Here is a 16,935-nt window from a genome sequence, read left to right on the forward strand (position 1 = left end):
CAGTGGTCGTTCAGGCCCTTGCCGTCGGGATCGACGATCATGGTGGCGATGTTCTGCACATCCTTGACCAGGTTGCCGTCCATGCGGATTTCCTGCAAGGGGTTGAAGCGGGCGGAGTCGGGGGATGTCGGGTCGAACTTGATGGCGCGATGCCCCAGCACCTTCTCGCGGAAACCGCTGGTCAGCGCCCAGTTCTCGCCCTTGATGTCGTGCACCAGGACGGATTGATCCCAGTGCAGCAAGGTGGGAATGACGATGCCCACCCCCTTGCCGGATCGGGTGGGGGCGAACACCATCATGTGTTCCGGCCCCTTGTGACGCAGATAGCGCACCTGCTGGCCGTCGTTCCAGGCGCCGAACAGCACCCCGCCCTTGTTTTTATCGTCGGGCAGGATGGCCGCGGCGGCGACTTCCGGGGCGGCGGCCCAGTGCGCCGACCCATGCAGATCATTGCGTTCGGCGTCGGCCTTGCGTGAGCGGCGGTAGGCGATGCCCACGGGCAGCACCAGGGAGAGGAAGCCGCCGACGCCCATGATGAGATGGGCGCGTTCCAGGATGTCCAGCACGGCCTGGCCGTATTCGATGCGGTTGTATTTGAAGGTCCAGATCAGGATGTCGTAGGGGGCGTAGAGCCACGGCGGGATCATGGGCGTGCCCAGAGCCGGGGTGAAACCGAAGCCCCAGGCGGCGTATTCGGTGGCGGCCCAGCAGGACAGCAACACGATCATGATGAACAGTCCCAGGCCCGTCCAGACGAAGCGGGTGATGTCTTTCTGGGCTTTGGGGATGTGGTAGATCGCTTCGGATGCGGTGCTCATGGTCGTGCTGCCTCGAAAAGTTGGGGGTGGCCCGTGACGTGGGCCAGGCGGCGCGCGCCCCGGCAAGGATCGCCAACAGGGGGAAGGAATCCGGTCGCACGCTGCGGCTGTTTTGCGCCACCTGCCGCTGGGCGTGCTGGGTTCAGCGTTCCATCGCCGCGGCCTTGCGCTGGGTCTGGCGCAGACGGGGACGGGCTGGGCGCTCGGGCTTGTCAGCCTCGGGCGGTTCGGGAGCCTTATCGGCCCCCTGCTCCGCCTGCTTCATCACTGGGTGCTCAGATGCCTTGCGGTCTTCCTTGGCGGCAACTTTGCGGTTTTCTTCGGTGAGGATGGCTGTGGCGAGCTTGTCGGCCTCGTGCGGCTTGGCGAAGCCGTGGAATTCGAGCGCCTTGGGCAGGTTTTTGTCACTGAAATCGCTCAGCAGCACATCGTCCAGGATGCGGCGGGCATCCTTCTCATTGCCGCCGCCGTTCACGAAGGTCTGGACGGCTTTTTCGTAGGCGATGGGTTCCGTCATCGCCCGGTACTCGGATGCCTTTCGGTCTTCCTTGTCGAGCATCTGGCGATACTCCTTGATCGCGGGCGCGAACTTCTCCTGGAGATCAGGATATTCATCGAGCACCTGCTGAGGCGGCATGCTCTGGGTCTCCATGCCGGGCGGATGAACCGCATCTGGCATGTTGTCGTAGAGCGCGTTGTTGACCCGGTTTTTGTGCATCATGCGCAGCGCATCGCGCTCGGTCGGTCCCTCGGCGTAGCCCATCAGTTCGCCGCGCTGCACGCTGCCGTTGAGCACAGCCCACTCGCGCCCATGGTTCGGGCCGAGTTTCTGCGCCGTGGCAACCGTGGCGAACTCGGCAAAGGTGAGTTCGTGGGGCTGCTTGGACAGCAGCGCATCTTCACGCCGGATTGCCTCCTGCATCCTGTCGGACGCTGAGGGTGCGGGTTGAACCTCGGGCTGCTCCGGCGCGAAGTCTGCCGCCCGTTCCGTCACCTCGACCGACGCCTGCCGTTCCTGCGTGATCTGCAGGGCCTGCTCCTTGTCCAGCACATAGTCCACGGCCTTGCCCGCTTCCGCAGCGGCCCGGAAGATTTCGTTCTTGTCGTTCTTGAGCACCTTGGCCCAATCCTGAACGTAGGCGGCGTGGCGTTCGGGGTCATACGGGATGCCGGTCTGTGCGGCGGCGAACAGGCTGAACATCTCGGCGCGCAGTTCTTCCTTGGCGTAGCCTTCGGAGCCGAAGCGGTGGCCGCCGGTGATGCCTTCGCGATTCAGACGGTGCGCGGCGCCGGTGGCATGGCCGATTTCGTGCAGCAGCGTGCCGTAGTAGCGCGCCGCGCCCTGCTCGTTGCCCAGCTCGGAATTGAAGGCGCCGCGCGGAGGAAGCACCACCTGGTCGCGCTTGGGCGAATAGAAGGCATGCTCGGGATGCTCGCCGTAGCTGAGGCCGTCGCGCGCCATGGCGGCTTTGAAGGACTCGCCCCGCGCCACGGGGTCGAAGTCGGGCGCGGGCGCCAGAGGCTCCAGCTTCAGCCCCTCGCACTGCGCGACGTTGAACACGGTGTGAACGCGGGAGGTCCAGGTGTCGAGCTCGCGCGCCTTGTCCCAGCTCAGGTGTTGCGGGCCTTGGTCGGTGTGGCGCTGCACCCGCAGATCGGCGGTCTTGACGTGCAGGGTGGATTCCTTCTCGGTCGGCATGCCGACCTCTGCCCTGCCGTTCTTCTCGCCGAACACTTTCACGCGCATGCCGTTGAGCGTGACACTGATGTCCTTGCGCTGATAGAAGGGCTGCTCTTTCCACAGTTCGACGGGCAGGCCGTGTTCGCCTTTTTTGACGCGCCCGCCCAGGGCGTTGATCTGCTTGACGGTGCCATAGCGCGGATCGGCGTAGCCGCGGTCGGCCTGTTCCAGCATCAGCATGAGGCGGTTGCCGCCGCGGTATTCCCGGCCGGTTTCCATATTGCGCGGCAAGCCGGTTCGCAGCGCGGCCCAGGGCTTGTTCCAGGGGATCTGGCCCTGCTCCAGGGTCTGAACGAGTTTGTCGGTGAGTTCCTGGCGCAGGTCGCGAGGCGGTTTCGCTTGGTCGGGTTTGGGGGTCTCAGCCATGATCGGCCTCCGTTTCCGCGTCGTCTTCGAAATCTGCACCGAGCGCTTCGGCGGTTGCGCGGTCGTGGGCGGAGAGGGACTCGAATTCTGGGGCGTCGTCCGTAGGGGCGGCGGTTGGGGCTTCGTGGCCTTGCGGGGTTTGCGGTGTTTGCATGACGAACTCCTGTGATGGATTGGGCAGGGCGTCGCGTTCCAACGCCCTGCCCTGACTCTGCGGGGTGGGGACAGGAGGCTCAGCCGCCCAGCCCCATGTCACGGCTGGGCTGCCGCAGGCGTGGTCTGGCGGGTGCGCGCTGCGGGGCTTCGGGTGCGCGCTCTTCTGCGCGCTCTTCTGTGCGTTCCTCGGCGCGCTCGTGGGCGACGATCTCGCGTTCGACGGCCTTGTCCTGCGCCTTGTCTTCGGTGCGCTCTTGCTTCTCTTCCTGCGCTTCGCGTTTTTTCAGTTCTTCGTCGATGTTGCGGGTGCGCAGTTGTTGCTGAAGCTGCTCGCGTTCGGTCTCGATCTTGGCCCACATGCGCTCGGTCACCTGCTGGCCCAGCGGGGTGAGGCGATCCTGGTCGTCGATCAGGCGGGTCTGTTCATCGTGACCCTGCAACTGGATGCGTTGATCCGGCGTGAGGGGCTGGTAGCGCGAGGCGCGGTCGAGGGCGTCGAAGCCGTGGATGTCGAGCTTGGCGAGCAGGGCTTCGGCCTGCAGGGCTTGGGTGTCCACGGCGTAGGTGCGGCCATCGCCGATCCGCTCGGGGCGGGCGGACTCGATGGCGCCCTGCCCGAGCGCCGGGGCGGTGAGTCGGGTGTCGGCGCCCAGTTCTTCGCTCTGCAGGGTTTGCAGGCGGCCGAGCTGCCAGGTCTGCTGCAGTTCGGGGTTCTGCACTTTGAGGCCCATGCGCCCGGCGATTTCGGCGGCGCGCTCCTGGAATTCGCGGCTGCCGGTGAGCTGCAGGCCTTTGTCCATGTCGTATTTCCGCTCGGCCAGGCGCAGGGCGGCCTCGATCTCGCGGTCATCGACGTGGTAGAGATCGACGCGCTCGCCGCGGTCGGTCATCACCCGCTCGCCATCGCGGGCGTAGTGCACGGATTTGGGCGGGCCGTCCTCGATGTCGTGGGTCAGGCCGTCGAGCACTTCGGGCTCCACGTCGGCCACGCGGCGGCCGCGGATGCTTTCCGGCGAAGGGTCGCGGGTTTTTTCCTGTTCGTGCAGGCGGGCGGCGATGGGGTCGTGCTCGGCGCGCGGTTCCAGAAACTCGCGCAGGGTCGGCGGCAGCGGCAGGCTGCTGGTCAGGGTTTTGCGCTCTGCGGCCTGGGTTTTTTGCAGATGCTCGATCTGCTTGGCGGCTTCAAACGCATGCACATCAAGGTCGCCGCCGCTCTTGAGGGTTTCGGCGCGCTGCTGGGCGAGGGTGGAGAACAGAGACTCCCGCGCGGCTTGCTGCTGGGCGTTCAAGTCCTGCCAGGCCTTGGCGCGCTGTTCGCGGGCGGGCTGGGCGGCTTCGCGCCAGGCATTCAACAAGGCGGCTTCTTCTTTTTGTGCGTCGCTGACCTCCGTCTCCTTTTGCTGTGGTTGTGGCTTCGACTCCTGTTCGGACTCGACTTGCTCCAGGGCGGCGTTGAGATCGGCGAACTCCGCTCGCTTCGCGGTCACGGCTTGCCGGACGGGGGCGGGTTCATCGGAGGGGGTGGGCTGCCTTGGTTCGGTATCAGCTTGTAGTTCCATCGGTTTCTCCTGCTTGAGGTGGGGAGCGGGGGGCTTGGGCTGTCGCCCTTGCCCGGGGGGTAGCGCGATGCCGGGATGGCTGCGCTGGAAGGTCCACGGTGGGACGGCGCGATCCAGGGTGTTGCGGATCGCGTCCGGCCCGCTGTCGCGGAGTTGGTCACGGGCGTCGTAGCCGGGGGGCGTCACGCCGTTGGGTTTCTCTGGAAGAGCAATGACGGTGCGCGCGCTGCCGAGGATGCGGGCGGCTTTGAGGGCATTGATTTGCCCTTTGTGCGCTGCGCGCTCGCCGTCGTTGTCGGCGTAGAGGATCACGCGGCCCTGCACGACCAGGTGCAGGGATCTAGCCACTTCGGGCAGGTTCTGCGCCGAGAGGGCGGCGATGATGGGCAGTCCCGTGGCCTCGTGGAGGGCCAGCGCCGTGCCGATGCCCTCGCACATCACGACATGGGGGGCGGTTTTGGCGGTCTCGAAGGCGCGCAGGGGCGCTTCAGCGTCCTGGCCGTCGATGGGGATGACGGCAAAGGCGCCCTGCGTCGGCGTGCCGGCGACGAAGCGCTTGTCGGCGGACTGGCCCGGCGCCGCCCAGGCGATGCGCTGCATGCCGACCCATTCGGGCTCGCCGTCGGTGAGTTTGAGCATGGGCACGAGCAGCTGCGCGCTGTGCTGCCTCAGCCCGGCCGTGGGCAGTGCGGGGTTTTGCAGGTAGGGGAAGTTGCGCGGCTCGTGACTGGCTTCCCAGCGCGCCAGGCTGTCGGTGAGGGCGGCCTTTTGACGCTCGGCCTGTTGCTGCAGCCAGGCGGCGCGCTCGGTTTCGGCCTTTTGTTGTTCTTCGGGCGTGCGCTCGCGCGCCAGTTCCGGGCGGAAGGCGATGGGTTTGCCATCGGCCTTGAAGTTGGTCACCCAGCCGGTGCCGTCCTCGCGCAGGAGATAGGCGGCATCGTTCCTGCCGTTGGGGCGGTCGCCGACATCGGCGCGGTGGATGCGGCCATCGGCCTGCAGACGCTGCGGGTCGATGTGCACATCGTGCAGTCGGGCGAAATCGAGAAACGGTGTAAGGGGCGGCGTGTCCATACCCTGACTCTGCAGGGTGGGGACAAATGCTTCAGGCGATGCGCTCGACGTGGAATCCGCCGCTGGCCGAACAGCCCCGCACCGCGACAACTTCCTCGACCTTGCGGCCGTCGGCGGTGCGCTTGATTGAGACGACCACGTTCACCGCTTCGGCGATAAGTTCGGGGTTGGGCGGCACGCCCGCCTCCTGAATGAGCTGGCCGACCCGGATCAGCGCAGCGCTGGCATCGTTGGCATGCACCGTGCCCACCCCGCCGGGGTGACCGGTGTTCCAGGCCTTGAGCAGTGCCAAGGCACTGCCGTCGCGTACCTCGCCGACCACGATGCGGTCAGGGCGTAAGCGCATGGTCGCGCGCAGCAGCCGGGTCATGTCGGTGTTGTCGCTGGTGCGCAGGAACACCACATTCTCGGCATTGACCTGCAGCTCGCGGGTGTCCTCGATGACGACGATGCGGTGCTCGCCATCGAGCCGGGCCACGGCGTCAAGGATGGCGTTAGCCAACGTGGTCTTGCCGGTGCCGGTTCCTCCCGACACCAGCAGGTTGTGCCGTCTGGCCACGGCCTGCTCGATGGCCTGCTTCTGCGCCGGGGTCATGATGCCCTTGTCCACGTAGTCGGACAGGGTGAAGATCAGTGTGGCCTTCTTGCGTAGGGCGAAGCTGGCACGTTCGACCAGCGGCGGGATGAGCGCTTCGAAGCGACTGCCGTCCAGCGGCAGTTCGCATTCGAGGATGGGCTGCTGCGGCGTCACCACGGTATCGAGCATGGCCGCCACGGTGTTGACGATGGTCAGCGCCCGCACGGCGTCGATGTGGCCGGTCTGGTGCATGCCCTCGCCCAGTCGATCCACCCAGAGTGTGCCGTCGGGGTTGAGCATGATTTCGACGACCTGGGGGTCTTCGAGCGGGGTGAGGATGTCCGACCCCATGGCCCGGCGCAGGGCTTCGGACTGGCGGGCGTGGGTGAGCTGCTGCGCGCTCACTCCTGCTCCTCGGCGCCGGGCTGATCTTCGGGCTCGGTCGCCGTCACGTCGATCGGGCGCACGCCGTTGCCGGCCAGTTCCAGAATGTCGTCCTGACTCGCCGGGCGGGTGTGTTCAAGGGCGGAATCGGTGAGGGATCGGATCAGACCCTTGGCCGCGCCGCGCTGGGTGAATGCGCGCACGAGATAGTCCTTTCCGCCAAAGCCGACGACGTAGAGTTTTCCGGGGATTGCCATGACTGCTCCAGGGTTGCGGCGCCAGACGTTGGCGCCCTGCCCTGACTCTGCGGGGTGGGGACAGGATGGGTGCAACTACGTCCGGGCTACGCCTTTTTGTACGGTATACTTCCGTACAAAGAGACCGCCCATGAGCACGACCGCCCGCCTTGACTTGCGCCTGACCCCTGGTGACAAAACGCGCATTGCCCGCGCTGCAGACCTGCGGGGCGTGCCCGTGTCCGTGTTCGTGCGCGATGCCGTCCTGCGCGAAGCCGATAGCGTCACCTCGGCGGAACTTTCCGTGACGCTTTCGGCAGAGGAATCGCGCCGGTTCCTGGCGGCGCTGGAGCGTCCATTCGAGCCGAATACGCGGCTGCAGACCGCGCTCGCGCGTGGCCTGAAACGGCGCTGAGCGCATGCTCGCCGTCCAACTGCTCAATGGCCGCATCCACGACCGCACAGATTTCGACTGCGGGGAACCGTCGCTCAATCACTACCTGCGCGATCTGGCAGCCCAGCATCACCGCGCCGGTGTTGCCACGACCCATGTTCTGATCGAGGAATCCCGGCCGGGCCGCATCCTTGGTTTCTACTCTCTTGCTGCTGCGCAGCTCCTGCTCAGCGATTTGAGCGACTTGGATCAACGGCGCCTCCCCCGGTATCCTGTGGCCGCCGCCCGACTTGCTCGCCTCGGGGTTGACCTGCGAGCGCAAGGACGCGGCCTGGGCGAATCGCTGCTACAAGACGCCGTGCGGCGCTGTCTGGCGTTGCGGGCCGAGCTGGGCATCCACGTCTTGCTGGTCGATGCCTTGCACGAACGCGCCGCCGCGTTCTACCGTCTGTATGGGTTTCGAGAGACCGCCAGCAATGCGCTGACTCTGTACCTGCCGCTGGGCAAGTGAGGCCGGTGCCGCGACATCATCGGTCTTGCCCTTTGTCCCGCTGCCTCGCCAACCCGCCCACTTCGCGCATGAACCCGGCATAGCGCCCGCCCAGCGCCTTGCGGCTGTGCGCGTTCGCAGCGGCCACGTCCCCGCCTTGCTGCTCGATGCGCTCCATGCCCGTCATCCAGTCCTGCACGGCACGGGTGCGCGCCGCGTCGGTCTTGGCCTGCTGCCATGCGGTCAGCGCCGCATCGACTGCCCGCATTTCAGGCAGCGCAGCGGCGTCCTGCGGTTTCAAGGACTTGGCCGCATCGGGGGCCGACTTCTCCACAGCCGTTGGGGACAACTGGGGCGCGCGCTGCCTGCGCCGCTGCTCATCCTGCACCACGGCCTGCAAGTCGGCATCCATGACCTCAATGCCCAGCCGCACCGCCTGCCGCGCCGCCCGCTCCCGGAACTCACTGCTGCCGGTGATCTCCACCTTGCCGCCATACTTCTGCGCGGCCATGCGCAGCGCGGCTTCCAGACTGTCCTCGCCCTTGTCGTGCATCACGATACGCGGGCCGGTGTCGGTGAACCTGTCCCTGCCCTGCGCGTCGCGGTACAACACAGTCTGCCGCCGGTGGTCAATCTGCGCCTCCAGCCCGGCCAGGGTGAGCTTGCGCAGCGGGTCGAGTTCCTCGCCCTCGATGCCGTCGATCTGTTGGTTCTTCTTGCGCTGCTCGCGATAGCTGATGCCGCGCAGCGCGGCCTGCGCCGCTTCGTCGCCTTGGCTTGCTTCGCGCTCCACCCACTTGCGCCACACCTCCTGCTTGGGCAATTTGGCCGAGAGCGCCTTGCGCTCTGCCGCCTGGCGCTTTTGCAGGGCTTCGCGCTGCTGCGCAGCCCTGAGCGCCCACAGGGACTGCACCACGGCCAGCGGCTGGCCAGACTGGCGCGCCTGCATCGTGAGAGTTTTGCGTTCCTGACGCTGCTGCGCTGCGAGTACTGAGCGGTCACGTAGCTGTTGGCTGTAAAGCTGGGCGCGCAGTTGGGGCCGCTGCGCACGCCCTGCGGTTTGTTCGGCTTCGAAGCGGGCGGCGAGTGCGGCGCGGGCATCGGCGCGGGCTTGCCTGCGCAAGGCGCGGAGGTCGGGATCGCGGGCTGGGATTTTTCCGGGAGCGCGTTCCGGTTTGTCGGTTTGGCGGCGACTGGTCTTGACATACGCCGCGTAGGCCTTCGATGTCCCTGCCTGGGTTTGCAGTGCAGGAACGAAGGGGCCGAGGCGCTTTTCCAGTTCGGCCTTGCTCGCCCAGCGGCCCAGTTGAGAGGCTTTTGCCGCCAGGATGCGGCCGTCGTCGAGCTGAGTGGTGACCACCAGCCCGGAGCCTTTGGCCTGAAGGGTGACGCCGTGCTGCGCCAGGGCTTGATGGGCATCGGCCCAGGTGGCGCCAGAGGTCTGCACGGCGGAGCGCAGGTCTTGGGCGGGTTGGCTGGCGACCCAGGACTGGAAGGAATCGGCGCCCATATTGATTTCGGCGCGGCGTGCACGGTCTGTGGGGCGAGCGCCCTCCTCTTTCAGCAGCCCTCGCTCCCGACGTTCCGCCCGGCTCATGCGCACGATGGCCGGCCCCTGGTCGGTGTCCAGGGTGATGTAGGGGCCGTTGGCGCGGGCGTAGCCGAATTCGAGTTCGAGTTCGCGCATGCAGCGGTCGAGGATGAAATAGTCCTTCTTGAACGGCGGCTGCACGGCGATGAGTTTTTCTGGGTGCACGCGGTTGATGACCAGGTGCACATGATCGTTGTCGGTGTCGCGGTGGGTGGCCCAGGCGGCCTGATGCTCGCCAAAGCCCAGCGCGTCCATGACGTGCTTGCAGGCGTGCTCGGCCTGCTGCGCCGTGGGATGTTCGCCCTCCTGCCAAGTAATGGCGACGTGATAGACGGGGTTGCCTTTGAAACGGCCCTTGCGTTCGCAGTCTCGGGCGGTGCCGTCGCAGACGCCGGCAAGGTCTTCGGCGTAGGCCAGACGGTGTTCGTCGAGCGTCCAGTAGAGCTGGTCGTCGTCGATGTTGAAGTGGCCGCCGTCCAGGGTCTGTCCGGGCGGCAGTTCTTCATTGCCGCGCATGACATAGCGCATGACGTGAGCGAATCCCTTGCTGGGCGCGCCCGGTTTGAGGGTGATGACTTTGGCGAGCATCAGGGTGTCCTTCTCAGGATGGCGGCGGTGCGCTGGAGTTCTTCGACCAGTTGCCACCAGCGGCGGCGGTCGTCTCCAGTGGCCCAGCCTTTGTCTTTGGGGTAGAGGTGTTTGAGCAGGCGTCCGAGCTGGTCGATACGCTGCGCGGCGGTGTCGTCGGCGCGGCTGATCACGGGTTGAAGGGTGGCGCGCAGCCGGATGAGTTCCGACACGCTCTTGCGGGCGGCCTGTGCCTGGTGGCGCAAGTCGGCGAGCTGGGCGGCGGAGAGGCGCACGCGCACGGTGTGCGGCTTGCGATCTTGAGAGTCCATGCCGTGACTCTGCGGGGTGGGGACGGCACGGTCTGTCTGAGGCGTGTCGCGTCTCTGGTCAGTCGTGAGGCGGTTTGAGCCGGGCGTGTGCCGGAGTTGTCCAAACGTCCGATGCGTAAAAACCGTACAAGGTAATGTTTCGTGGGACATTTCGGACACCGCTGGACGCGGCTGTCCGACGCCTGGCGGCGCCATGTCACGAAACGCTTGGTCAGGGCTGCGCCCCGACACCCTCCTGGACACGATCCGCCGCGCAGCGGACGCGCTTCGCCGACGTGCGGACGCCGATGCCGGTTCTCCGCGGTTCCCTTGTCGCACGCTGGCCCCACCTCGCAGAGTCCGGGTAGGGCGCTGATGAAAGGCGCACACATGAGGAATCACGATGACGCAAAACGAGGACAAGCCGGAAGCGCCGGACGACGCGGGGGCATTCGACCGCGACGCGGCGATCCAGCAACTGAAGCAGACGCAAGCCGAGTTGCGGGAAATCGCACGGCGCAAGCGAGAAACCGCACAGGCGCGCGCCCGTGCCGAAGAAGCCAGCAATCCACGGCAGTTCGCGCTCAACAGTCTGATGGCGATCGAGGACGAACTGTTCGCCCTGTTCGATAGCGACGAGAAGCCCGCCGAGATTCTGGCTTACCTGAAGAAGTGCATGCCAAGCATTCCGGCGGACGACTTGCGACATGCTCTGGACGCGATTCGGAAACGACGGGGACGGTTTGACCTGCGTGCACCGTCGCCCGTGCCCGCGACGCCCAAAGCCAGACCGGCGCCGGCCCGCCCCCCATCGGCCTCACCCATGGTCAAGCGCCCCGCCGCAAAGACGCCAACCGCCGCAAGCGCCCCGCCGACTGCACGCGGACTGGAAGGTCTGGAGCTGCCGCCCTGGGCGGACGGCTCTGACCGCCTGCCGGAGGAATCGGAGGCGGACTACATCCTGCGCAAGAACCTGGAGGGGCCGCCCGAGGCGCGGCGCAAGTTCATCGGCGAGCACAACGCCTGATTTCCCGGCTGCCGCCGGACGCCGCCGGGGCGCTGCCCGGTCATTTTTTCATCCTGACTGAAAGGTTTTTCATCATGCTCAAGACATTCATCATCGATGGCGACAAAGGCGGCGTCGGCAAGAGCCTGGCCGCCCGTGCGCTGGTTCATCACTTCCTGTCCAGAGAAGAGGAGCAGCGTCCCCGTCTGGTGGTCTATGACGCCGATCTCTCCAACCCGGACGTGTGCGGCGAAGGAGGGCTGCGGCCTGGCGGCGGCATCGCCAGCACGGCGCTGCTCGATCTTTCCACCGAGAGCGGCTGGATCGATCTGGGTACGAAGCTGGCCATGCTCGGCGCTGCCGCCCAGACGGCGGAGTACCGCATCATCATCAATATGCCGGCGCAGATCGGCACGCGGGCATTCGACGGGTCGATCCACATCGTCGGCGAGGTGCTGCGCGAGGCCAATGCGGTGCCGGTGTGGCTGCTCAGCCGCACTCAGGAGAGCATCCGGGCGCTGGATTACCGCCTGCGCAATATGCCCGCGCGCTATGAGGCCGGGATCGTGGTGAAGAACCTGTTCTTCGGTTCGGCGGACAAGTTCGTGCTCTGGCAGACCGACCCGCTGCGGCAGCGCCTGGTGGAGGAAGGCGCCTGGGTCGAGACTGAACTGCCGGAGATGAACGACCAGCTCGCGGTGATGATCGGGCGTCGCCCGTTCCATGAGGTGCTGGCTTCGGGCATCGACGGTCGGCCGCTGCCGTATGGCTACCGGCTGGCCCTGCAGTCCTGGCTCAAACGGGCCGGGGCGGCGCTGGAGCCGATCGAGTCTGTGGATGTGGAGGTGGTGTGATGGCCTACAGCAATTCGGAACAGGTGTTCATGGATGTGCTCGGGCGGCTACCTGCCGAGGACGAATGGAAGGAGATTCGCTCACTGCTGGGCATCATGCAGCGCGCCCAGTTTGAGGTCGATGACCCGAGCAACATTCCCCAGGTCACGCTGGTTGCCTGGGGCTGGGCGCGCAGCACGCCGAGGGCGGATGTGCTGGCCGCGGTGAAGGCGGCGGTGCTGGAGTCGGGCAAGGCGGATGCGGCGCCGATGGATTTGACGCCGGTGATCGTCGGCTTGCGCGGCCTGCAGGAGGCGGCGGCGCGGCCGGTGAACGCGAAGGTGGATGAGGGGGTGGTCAGGTCGGCGGTGCGAGAAGGGGTGACCAGCGGTTTGCGGGAGATGTTTTCGCTGACCTCGATGGCGATCCTGGGCGTGGTCATCGCTTTCTCGTTGTTTGTCGGTTTCTTGGCGGGCAAGCTCCAGTTGGAGCAGACGGTGCAGTTGCAGCAGCAGATGATTCAGAAGCTGACGGCTCCTGACCATGCGCCGCGCTTTGGCAAGTGAATGGCCGATCCTCGCCGCGGCTGCCGCCGGCAGCGCCTGGCTGTGGGGCGGTTCCAGCCTCATTGGGCCGCTGGCATCGCTGTGTCTTCCCATGCTGGTCGCGGCAAGCGGCACGGCGCGGCGCCGGTTCGGGGTGGCGCTGGCCTATTACGCGGTGGGCTGCTGGCCGATCGTTTCGGCGGTGTTGGGCTATTGGGGGAAGCATCACGCCTTGATGGCCTGCGCGGCATGGGCAGGGGCGTCGCTGGCGTTGTCCTTGCCGTGGGCGCTGCCGCCCCGGCGCGGCGGCTTGCTGGCCGCGCTGTTGCTGACCGCCCTGCCCCCGCTGGGCGTGATCGGCTGGCTCTCGCCGATGAATGCCGCAGGCGTGCTGTTCCCGGCGATGGGATGGATCGGTTTGCTGCTCATGCTGGCTCTCGCGGTCATCCTTCCGCTGGCTTTGCGCGACGGGGAGGGTTCGCGCCGAGTGCTGGTTTCACTGCTGGTGGGCGCGGTCTTGGCGAATGCCGCTGCAGTGGTCAAGCATGGAATCGGGCTTGCTCCGGCTTTGCCAGAAGGCTGGGTTGGCATACACACGCAGATCAAGCCGGACGACGGCAATGTCCTGGCCGGCATCGCCAACAATCAAGCGGTGATCGCCGCAGGTCTCTCCCAGGGGGCTGCGGCGCGGGTGCTGGTGTTTCCTGAAGCCATCCTGCCAGACTGGTACGACGGCACCCGAGCGCAGTTCGCTGCAGCGGTGCCGCCGGGGCAGGTCTGGCTGCTCGGCGTGCAGATGGATGCGCGCGATGCGGTCGTGCAGGTCCGGCATGGGTACGCCGATCCGGTGCCGGTCGCAGAGGCTGCGGGCCTGCTGCTGGGCGGTGACTGGCAGCCTTGGAATCCGCGCACCCTGCGTCCTGCCTGGTGGCAACGGGTGCTTGACCTTGACGGGCAACGCGTGTGGGCCGCGATTTGCGTGGAACAAGTGCAGCCTTGGACGTGGCTTGAGGCGCTGTTGCAGCGACCGACGGTGATTGTGGCGCAGACCAATGCCTGGTGGGCTGCGCCCGGGAGCGCCGCCCCCGAGATTCAGGATGCGAGCACGCGGGCGTGGGTGCGGTTGATGGGAGTGGCGGTGGTGACCGCGGTGAATCTCTGAGATTGCTAGCGCTCGTTGCCGCGCCGCGCCCCCTTGCGGATTTTCCGATCTGGGTGCCGTCCAAAATCCTTCTCGGCCAACCAAGCCTTATCTTCTTTGATCGACTGCTTTGCCAGATCGATCTCGCTGTCGTCCGCATAGGTTTCCTGCAACCGATATTCGATAGTCGGCATCGACAGAATCCCCGCGGATAGCCCACCGCGAATCCAGGCGCGGTCTCGGGGTTCGCTCCTCACATATTTGGAGACTGCGGCATCATTCGGCTCGATGAACCAGGCCGTTACACCGGACTGAAACTTGATCGGGATCATGCGAGATTCCCACCCCTCTGGCAGGGACGCAAGGCGTGGCGAAACCGGGTCTGCGTAAAAGCCATGCTCCTCTTCAAAAGCGCTGCCCAGACCTAGATGGGACGCCATCTCCGAGGCTCGCCCAGGATCATCTCGCGGGTATAAATCCACATCGATGGATACTGTCATCGATTCTGGGGGGCGCTCAGCGGCCCCCAGAATGGAAAGACTGCCGATGATGACGAAGTGGCTGTGGTTTGTGAGCAGCTTGGCCTGATTGAGCAACAGCTCAATATCTGCACGTTTCATTCCCGCAACAGAAAACCGAACGGTGTGTTTTGGCGTAGGGCCACCATGCCGGGCGCGTCGCTTAGCACTTCATGACGAAATGAGGCGGCATCGAGTGCGAGAAGGCGTCGCCATGCGGCAATGTAATCCCTGCTGCACAACCCCCTCGACTCCCACAAATCAACCCGATGAATGGCGCGCAGGCGCGCCTGAGCGCCCAACGCATCATCAGCCAGACGCTCGCTGGCGATGCGGTGTAATTCCCGGAGTCTCATGTCACGTCGCACTTTTTCAGCCTTGGCGGCCATGTGCTGACGTACATCCTCCGCGTGACGGGCTGGTTCATTCATGTGGTTGATTTTACTTCCGATCTTCCCACTTCGTCCCGAGCTTTCCTTCATCCTCGCGATCTGGCCACCAGGCGGACTTGCACCCGCTGCAGCGGTAATAGCGCTTGCCGGTCCTGGTCGTGCTCTTGAAGGTGGACTTCTCGCAACTCGGGCAATTCGGGCCGGATGCGGCCGCTTTGGCTGCGGCGCGCACATCCTGCGGTTTGTCCTCGAAGCGCTTGCCGGGTTTGCCCGCGTCGTCGGCGAATGCCGCGCCACAGTCAAGGCAGCGGTGATACGCCGTTCCGGCCTTGCTGGTGCGTTGGGCGCAACCGCTGCCGCCGCAGGCCTGACAGACATAAAAGTTGGCGGGCGTTATGCCAAATTGGCCGTACAGCAGTTTTTTGGTGGACTCGCGCACGGCATCGAGCTGGGCCGACATGAAGGTGTCGAACGTCGTCCGGCCGCTGGCCACTGCTGCCAGCGCATCTTCCTGCAAGGCGGTCGTGCCGGGGTCGGCCAGGTCGGGGGCGACCTTGCGCAGCATGTCGATCAACTGCACGCCGCGGTCGGTCGGGTGAATCTCTTTCTTTTTCCGCTCGGCGTACTCGCGGGCGATCAGAACTTCGATCATCGAGGCCCGCGTGGCTTCGGTGCCCAGCCCTGAAGTCTCCTTCAGTCGCGCCTTCAGCTTCGGGTCGGTGACCAGTTTGTGCACGCCCGTCATGGCGGCAATGAGCGTGCCGTCGGTGTAGGGCTTGGGCGGGCTGGTGCGCTTGGCAAGCACTTGCGCGGATTCACAGGCCAGTTGCTGGCCCTCGGTCAGGATGGGCAGTCTGGCGACCTGCCCGGTCTCGTCGTCTTCCGCGCTGTTGTCGGCTTGGCCGAGCTGCGTCCAGCCGGGTTCCTGCACGATGCGGGCGCTGGCCTTGAAGCGCTCTGCGCCGGGAAAGGTGAACAGGGCTTCGCGGGTCTCGAAGGTTTCCGGCGACATGAACAGGCGCAGGTAGGACTCGCGCAGCAGGCCGTATATCTTTTTCGCGTTCTCGGACAGGCCCGAGACCTCGGCGAGGCCGCGGCGTGTGGGAATGATGCCGTGATGCGCTTCGACCTTGGCGGTGTTCCAGGCGGGATGACGGCGTTCGGGGTCGATGCCGGCCATTTCCGCTGCGCCCAGGGCGCGAATGATCTGCGCGGCGGCGGCGTGCATTTCGACGGGGAGCCAGGGACAGTCGGAGCGCGGGTAGGTGGCGAGCTTGGCTTCGTAGAGTTCCTGCGCCGCGGCCAGCGTGTCCTTGGCGGATAGGCCCAGCCGACTGCTGGCCGTCTTCTGCAGAGTGCTGAGGACATAGGGCATCGGCGCCTGGCGCTCGCCCGCCTTGCGGGTGAAGGTGGAGACGATTGCGCGCTGGCCCTGCACCGCCTGGGCGCAGGTCTCGGCGGCAGACTTGTCCAGCAGCAGGCCATCATCGGTTTGCAGGTCTTCGGGAATCTGCCAGAGGGCGCGGATGTCGCCATCGAGAGTGGCCTGCACCTGGTAGTGATCGCGCGGTTTGAAGTTCTGGATGTCGCGCTGGCGATCGACCAGCAGCGCCAGGGTCGGGGTCTGCACCCGGCCCACGCTCCAGGCGCCCTGCACGCCGCAGGCTTGCAGATTGCGGCTCAGGGCGATGGAGGCGTTCATGCCCATGAGCCAGTCGGCGCGCTGGCGGGCCAGGGCAGATTCGTAGAGGGGGCGCAGGGCGTCGTTGTTCTTGGGACTCACCAGCGCACGCCGCACGCTTTCGTCATCCAGGCTGGACAGCCACAGGCGGGAGGTCTTGCCCTTCCAGTTCAGGAACAGCAAGACCTCATCGACCAGCAACTGGCCCTCGCGGTCGGCGTCACCGGCGTTGACGACTTCGTCGGCGGTATTGAGTAGCTCGCGGATGACCTTGATCTGTTTGCCTGCGCCGCCGTCGCGCGGCGAGAGTTTCCAATTTCTGGGGATTATGGGCAGATGCGACGCCAGTACCTGGCCGCCTGCGTAGTCCTCCGGCCTAGCCTGTTTCAGCAGGTGGCCGAAGCACCAGGTCACGCGGGTGTGGGCCTGCGAGCAGTTGATGTGGCCACCCTCCCGTTTGTCCCCGCCGATGACACCGGCGATGGCTTGGGCGACGGAGGGTTTCTCGGCAATGATGAGGCGCATGTTGTCTCCAGAGAAGGGTAAGGGTTCTCTGGA

General features: G+C 65.9%; 17 protein-coding genes. 6 read left to right on the top strand and 11 right to left on the bottom strand.

Annotated elements, in window-relative coordinates:
• The 6 genes from AC2VLV_RS05105 to AC2VLV_RS05130 form a co-directional block, all read right to left on the bottom strand.
• Nucleotides 1–818, bottom strand: an 818-nt coding sequence (locus AC2VLV_RS05105; RefSeq protein ID WP_486988949.1) for a type IV secretory system conjugative DNA transfer family protein, incomplete at its 3' end; no start/stop codon positions are given.
• Nucleotides 819–960: 142 nt separating this feature from the next.
• Entirely contained in the window at nucleotides 961–2,925 is a 1,965-nt protein-coding gene (locus AC2VLV_RS05110) for an ArdC family protein (RefSeq protein ID WP_486988950.1), read from the bottom strand.
• The gene (locus AC2VLV_RS05115) at nucleotides 2,918–3,079 is read right to left on the bottom strand and encodes a hypothetical protein (protein WP_486988951.1); all 162 of its coding nucleotides are present in this window, start codon (nucleotides 3,077–3,079) and stop codon (nucleotides 2,918–2,920) included. The genes AC2VLV_RS05110 and AC2VLV_RS05115 overlap by 8 nt, the downstream gene beginning before the upstream one ends.
• 79 nt (nucleotides 3,080–3,158) lie before the next feature.
• Nucleotides 3,159–5,711 (bottom strand): LPD7 domain-containing protein, encoded by a 2,553-nt coding sequence (locus tag AC2VLV_RS05120; protein WP_486988952.1) that lies wholly within the window; start codon nucleotides 5,709–5,711, stop codon nucleotides 3,159–3,161.
• Nucleotides 5,712–5,742: 31 nt separating this feature from the next.
• Nucleotides 5,743–6,693, bottom strand: a complete 951-nt coding sequence (trbB, locus tag AC2VLV_RS05125) for a P-type conjugative transfer ATPase TrbB (RefSeq protein WP_486988953.1) — start codon at nucleotides 6,691–6,693, stop codon at nucleotides 5,743–5,745.
• The gene (locus AC2VLV_RS05130) at nucleotides 6,690–6,929 is read right to left on the bottom strand and encodes a hypothetical protein (RefSeq protein WP_486988954.1); all 240 of its coding nucleotides are present in this window, start codon (nucleotides 6,927–6,929) and stop codon (nucleotides 6,690–6,692) included. Before AC2VLV_RS05130 ends, trbB begins: the two co-directional genes overlap by 4 nt.
• Before the next feature lie 130 nt (nucleotides 6,930–7,059).
• Between AC2VLV_RS05130 and AC2VLV_RS05135 the strand changes: the two genes are divergently transcribed.
• Both AC2VLV_RS05135 and AC2VLV_RS05140 read left to right on the top strand, forming a co-directional pair.
• On the top strand, nucleotides 7,060–7,323 hold the full coding sequence (locus AC2VLV_RS05135; protein ID WP_486988955.1) for a type II toxin-antitoxin system TacA family antitoxin: 264 nt from the start codon (nucleotides 7,060–7,062) through the stop codon (nucleotides 7,321–7,323).
• 4 nt (nucleotides 7,324–7,327) lie between these two features.
• Complete coding sequence (locus tag AC2VLV_RS05140; protein WP_486988956.1) at nucleotides 7,328–7,813, top strand: GNAT family N-acetyltransferase; 486 nt, start codon at nucleotides 7,328–7,330, stop codon at nucleotides 7,811–7,813.
• A gap of 16 nt (nucleotides 7,814–7,829) precedes the next feature.
• On the opposite strand, the gene traI is transcribed toward AC2VLV_RS05140, so the two are convergent.
• Together traI and AC2VLV_RS05150 are read right to left on the bottom strand one after the other, a co-directional pair.
• A complete protein-coding gene (gene traI, locus AC2VLV_RS05145) occupies nucleotides 7,830–9,971 on the bottom strand; it encodes a TraI/MobA(P) family conjugative relaxase (protein WP_486988957.1) in 2,142 nt (713 codons plus the stop codon).
• On the bottom strand, nucleotides 9,971–10,282 hold the full coding sequence (locus AC2VLV_RS05150) for a plasmid mobilization protein (protein ID WP_486988958.1): 312 nt from the start codon (nucleotides 10,280–10,282) through the stop codon (nucleotides 9,971–9,973). The genes traI and AC2VLV_RS05150 overlap by 1 nt, the downstream gene beginning before the upstream one ends.
• A gap of 382 nt (nucleotides 10,283–10,664) precedes the next feature.
• On the opposite strand from AC2VLV_RS05150, the gene AC2VLV_RS05155 reads away from it, so the two are divergent.
• The 4 genes from AC2VLV_RS05155 (at nucleotide 10,665) to AC2VLV_RS05170 (ending at nucleotide 13,807) form a co-directional block, all read left to right on the top strand.
• On the top strand, nucleotides 10,665–11,288 hold the full coding sequence (locus AC2VLV_RS05155) for a hypothetical protein (RefSeq protein ID WP_041608435.1): 624 nt from the start codon (nucleotides 10,665–10,667) through the stop codon (nucleotides 11,286–11,288).
• A 74-nt stretch (nucleotides 11,289–11,362) separates the two neighbouring features.
• Nucleotides 11,363–12,121: a hypothetical protein gene (locus tag AC2VLV_RS05160; RefSeq protein ID WP_094159788.1), complete on the top strand. Its 759-nt coding sequence runs from the start codon at nucleotides 11,363–11,365 to the stop codon at nucleotides 12,119–12,121.
• Entirely contained in the window at nucleotides 12,121–12,666 is a 546-nt protein-coding gene (locus AC2VLV_RS05165) for a hypothetical protein (RefSeq protein ID WP_013123590.1), read from the top strand. The genes AC2VLV_RS05160 and AC2VLV_RS05165 overlap by 1 nt, the downstream gene beginning before the upstream one ends.
• Complete coding sequence (locus AC2VLV_RS05170; protein ID WP_486988959.1) at nucleotides 12,644–13,807, top strand: carbon-nitrogen hydrolase family protein; 1,164 nt, start codon at nucleotides 12,644–12,646, stop codon at nucleotides 13,805–13,807. Before AC2VLV_RS05165 ends, AC2VLV_RS05170 begins: the two co-directional genes overlap by 23 nt.
• Before the next feature lie 5 nt (nucleotides 13,808–13,812).
• Here AC2VLV_RS05170 and AC2VLV_RS05175 read toward each other — a convergent pair whose 3' ends face one another.
• From AC2VLV_RS05175 to AC2VLV_RS05185, 3 genes are read right to left on the bottom strand one after another with little or no spacing between them, the layout of a single operon-like run.
• Entirely contained in the window at nucleotides 13,813–14,406 is a 594-nt protein-coding gene (locus AC2VLV_RS05175; RefSeq protein ID WP_486988960.1) for a DUF6036 family nucleotidyltransferase, read from the bottom strand.
• A complete protein-coding gene (locus AC2VLV_RS05180) occupies nucleotides 14,403–14,735 on the bottom strand; it encodes a hypothetical protein (protein ID WP_486988961.1) in 333 nt (110 codons plus the stop codon). Before AC2VLV_RS05180 ends, AC2VLV_RS05175 begins: the two co-directional genes overlap by 4 nt.
• A gap of 10 nt (nucleotides 14,736–14,745) precedes the next feature.
• Nucleotides 14,746–16,902, bottom strand: a complete 2,157-nt coding sequence (locus AC2VLV_RS05185; RefSeq protein ID WP_486988962.1) for a DNA topoisomerase 3 — start codon at nucleotides 16,900–16,902, stop codon at nucleotides 14,746–14,748.
• Nucleotides 16,903–16,935 lie beyond the last annotated feature (33 nt).

The organism is Thiomonas sp. TH-17, assembly GCF_057473305.1.

Coding starts and splice junctions, on each gene's coding strand:
- AC2VLV_RS05135 (WP_486988955.1), top strand. CDS start 7,060: ATGAGCACGACCGCCCGCCTTGACTTGCGCCTGACCCCTGGTGACAAA.
- traI (WP_486988957.1), bottom strand. CDS start 9,971: ATGCTCGCCAAAGTCATCACCCTCAAACCGGGCGCGCCCAGCAAGGGA.
- AC2VLV_RS05180 (WP_486988961.1), bottom strand. CDS start 14,735: ATGAATGAACCAGCCCGTCACGCGGAGGATGTACGTCAGCACATGGCC.
- AC2VLV_RS05120 (WP_486988952.1), bottom strand. CDS start 5,711: ATGGACACGCCGCCCCTTACACCGTTTCTCGATTTCGCCCGACTGCAC.
- AC2VLV_RS05175 (WP_486988960.1), bottom strand. CDS start 14,406: ATGAAACGTGCAGATATTGAGCTGTTGCTCAATCAGGCCAAGCTGCTC.
- AC2VLV_RS05170 (WP_486988959.1), top strand. CDS start 12,644: ATGCGCCGCGCTTTGGCAAGTGAATGGCCGATCCTCGCCGCGGCTGCC.
- AC2VLV_RS05160 (WP_094159788.1), top strand. CDS start 11,363: ATGCTCAAGACATTCATCATCGATGGCGACAAAGGCGGCGTCGGCAAG.
- AC2VLV_RS05115 (WP_486988951.1), bottom strand. CDS start 3,079: ATGCAAACACCGCAAACCCCGCAAGGCCACGAAGCCCCAACCGCCGCC.
- AC2VLV_RS05155 (WP_041608435.1), top strand. CDS start 10,665: ATGACGCAAAACGAGGACAAGCCGGAAGCGCCGGACGACGCGGGGGCA.
- AC2VLV_RS05140 (WP_486988956.1), top strand. CDS start 7,328: ATGCTCGCCGTCCAACTGCTCAATGGCCGCATCCACGACCGCACAGAT.
- AC2VLV_RS05150 (WP_486988958.1), bottom strand. CDS start 10,282: ATGGACTCTCAAGATCGCAAGCCGCACACCGTGCGCGTGCGCCTCTCC.
- AC2VLV_RS05130 (WP_486988954.1), bottom strand. CDS start 6,929: ATGGCAATCCCCGGAAAACTCTACGTCGTCGGCTTTGGCGGAAAGGAC.
- AC2VLV_RS05110 (WP_486988950.1), bottom strand. CDS start 2,925: ATGGCTGAGACCCCCAAACCCGACCAAGCGAAACCGCCTCGCGACCTG.
- AC2VLV_RS05185 (WP_486988962.1), bottom strand. CDS start 16,902: ATGCGCCTCATCATTGCCGAGAAACCCTCCGTCGCCCAAGCCATCGCC.
- AC2VLV_RS05165 (WP_013123590.1), top strand. CDS start 12,121: ATGGCCTACAGCAATTCGGAACAGGTGTTCATGGATGTGCTCGGGCGG.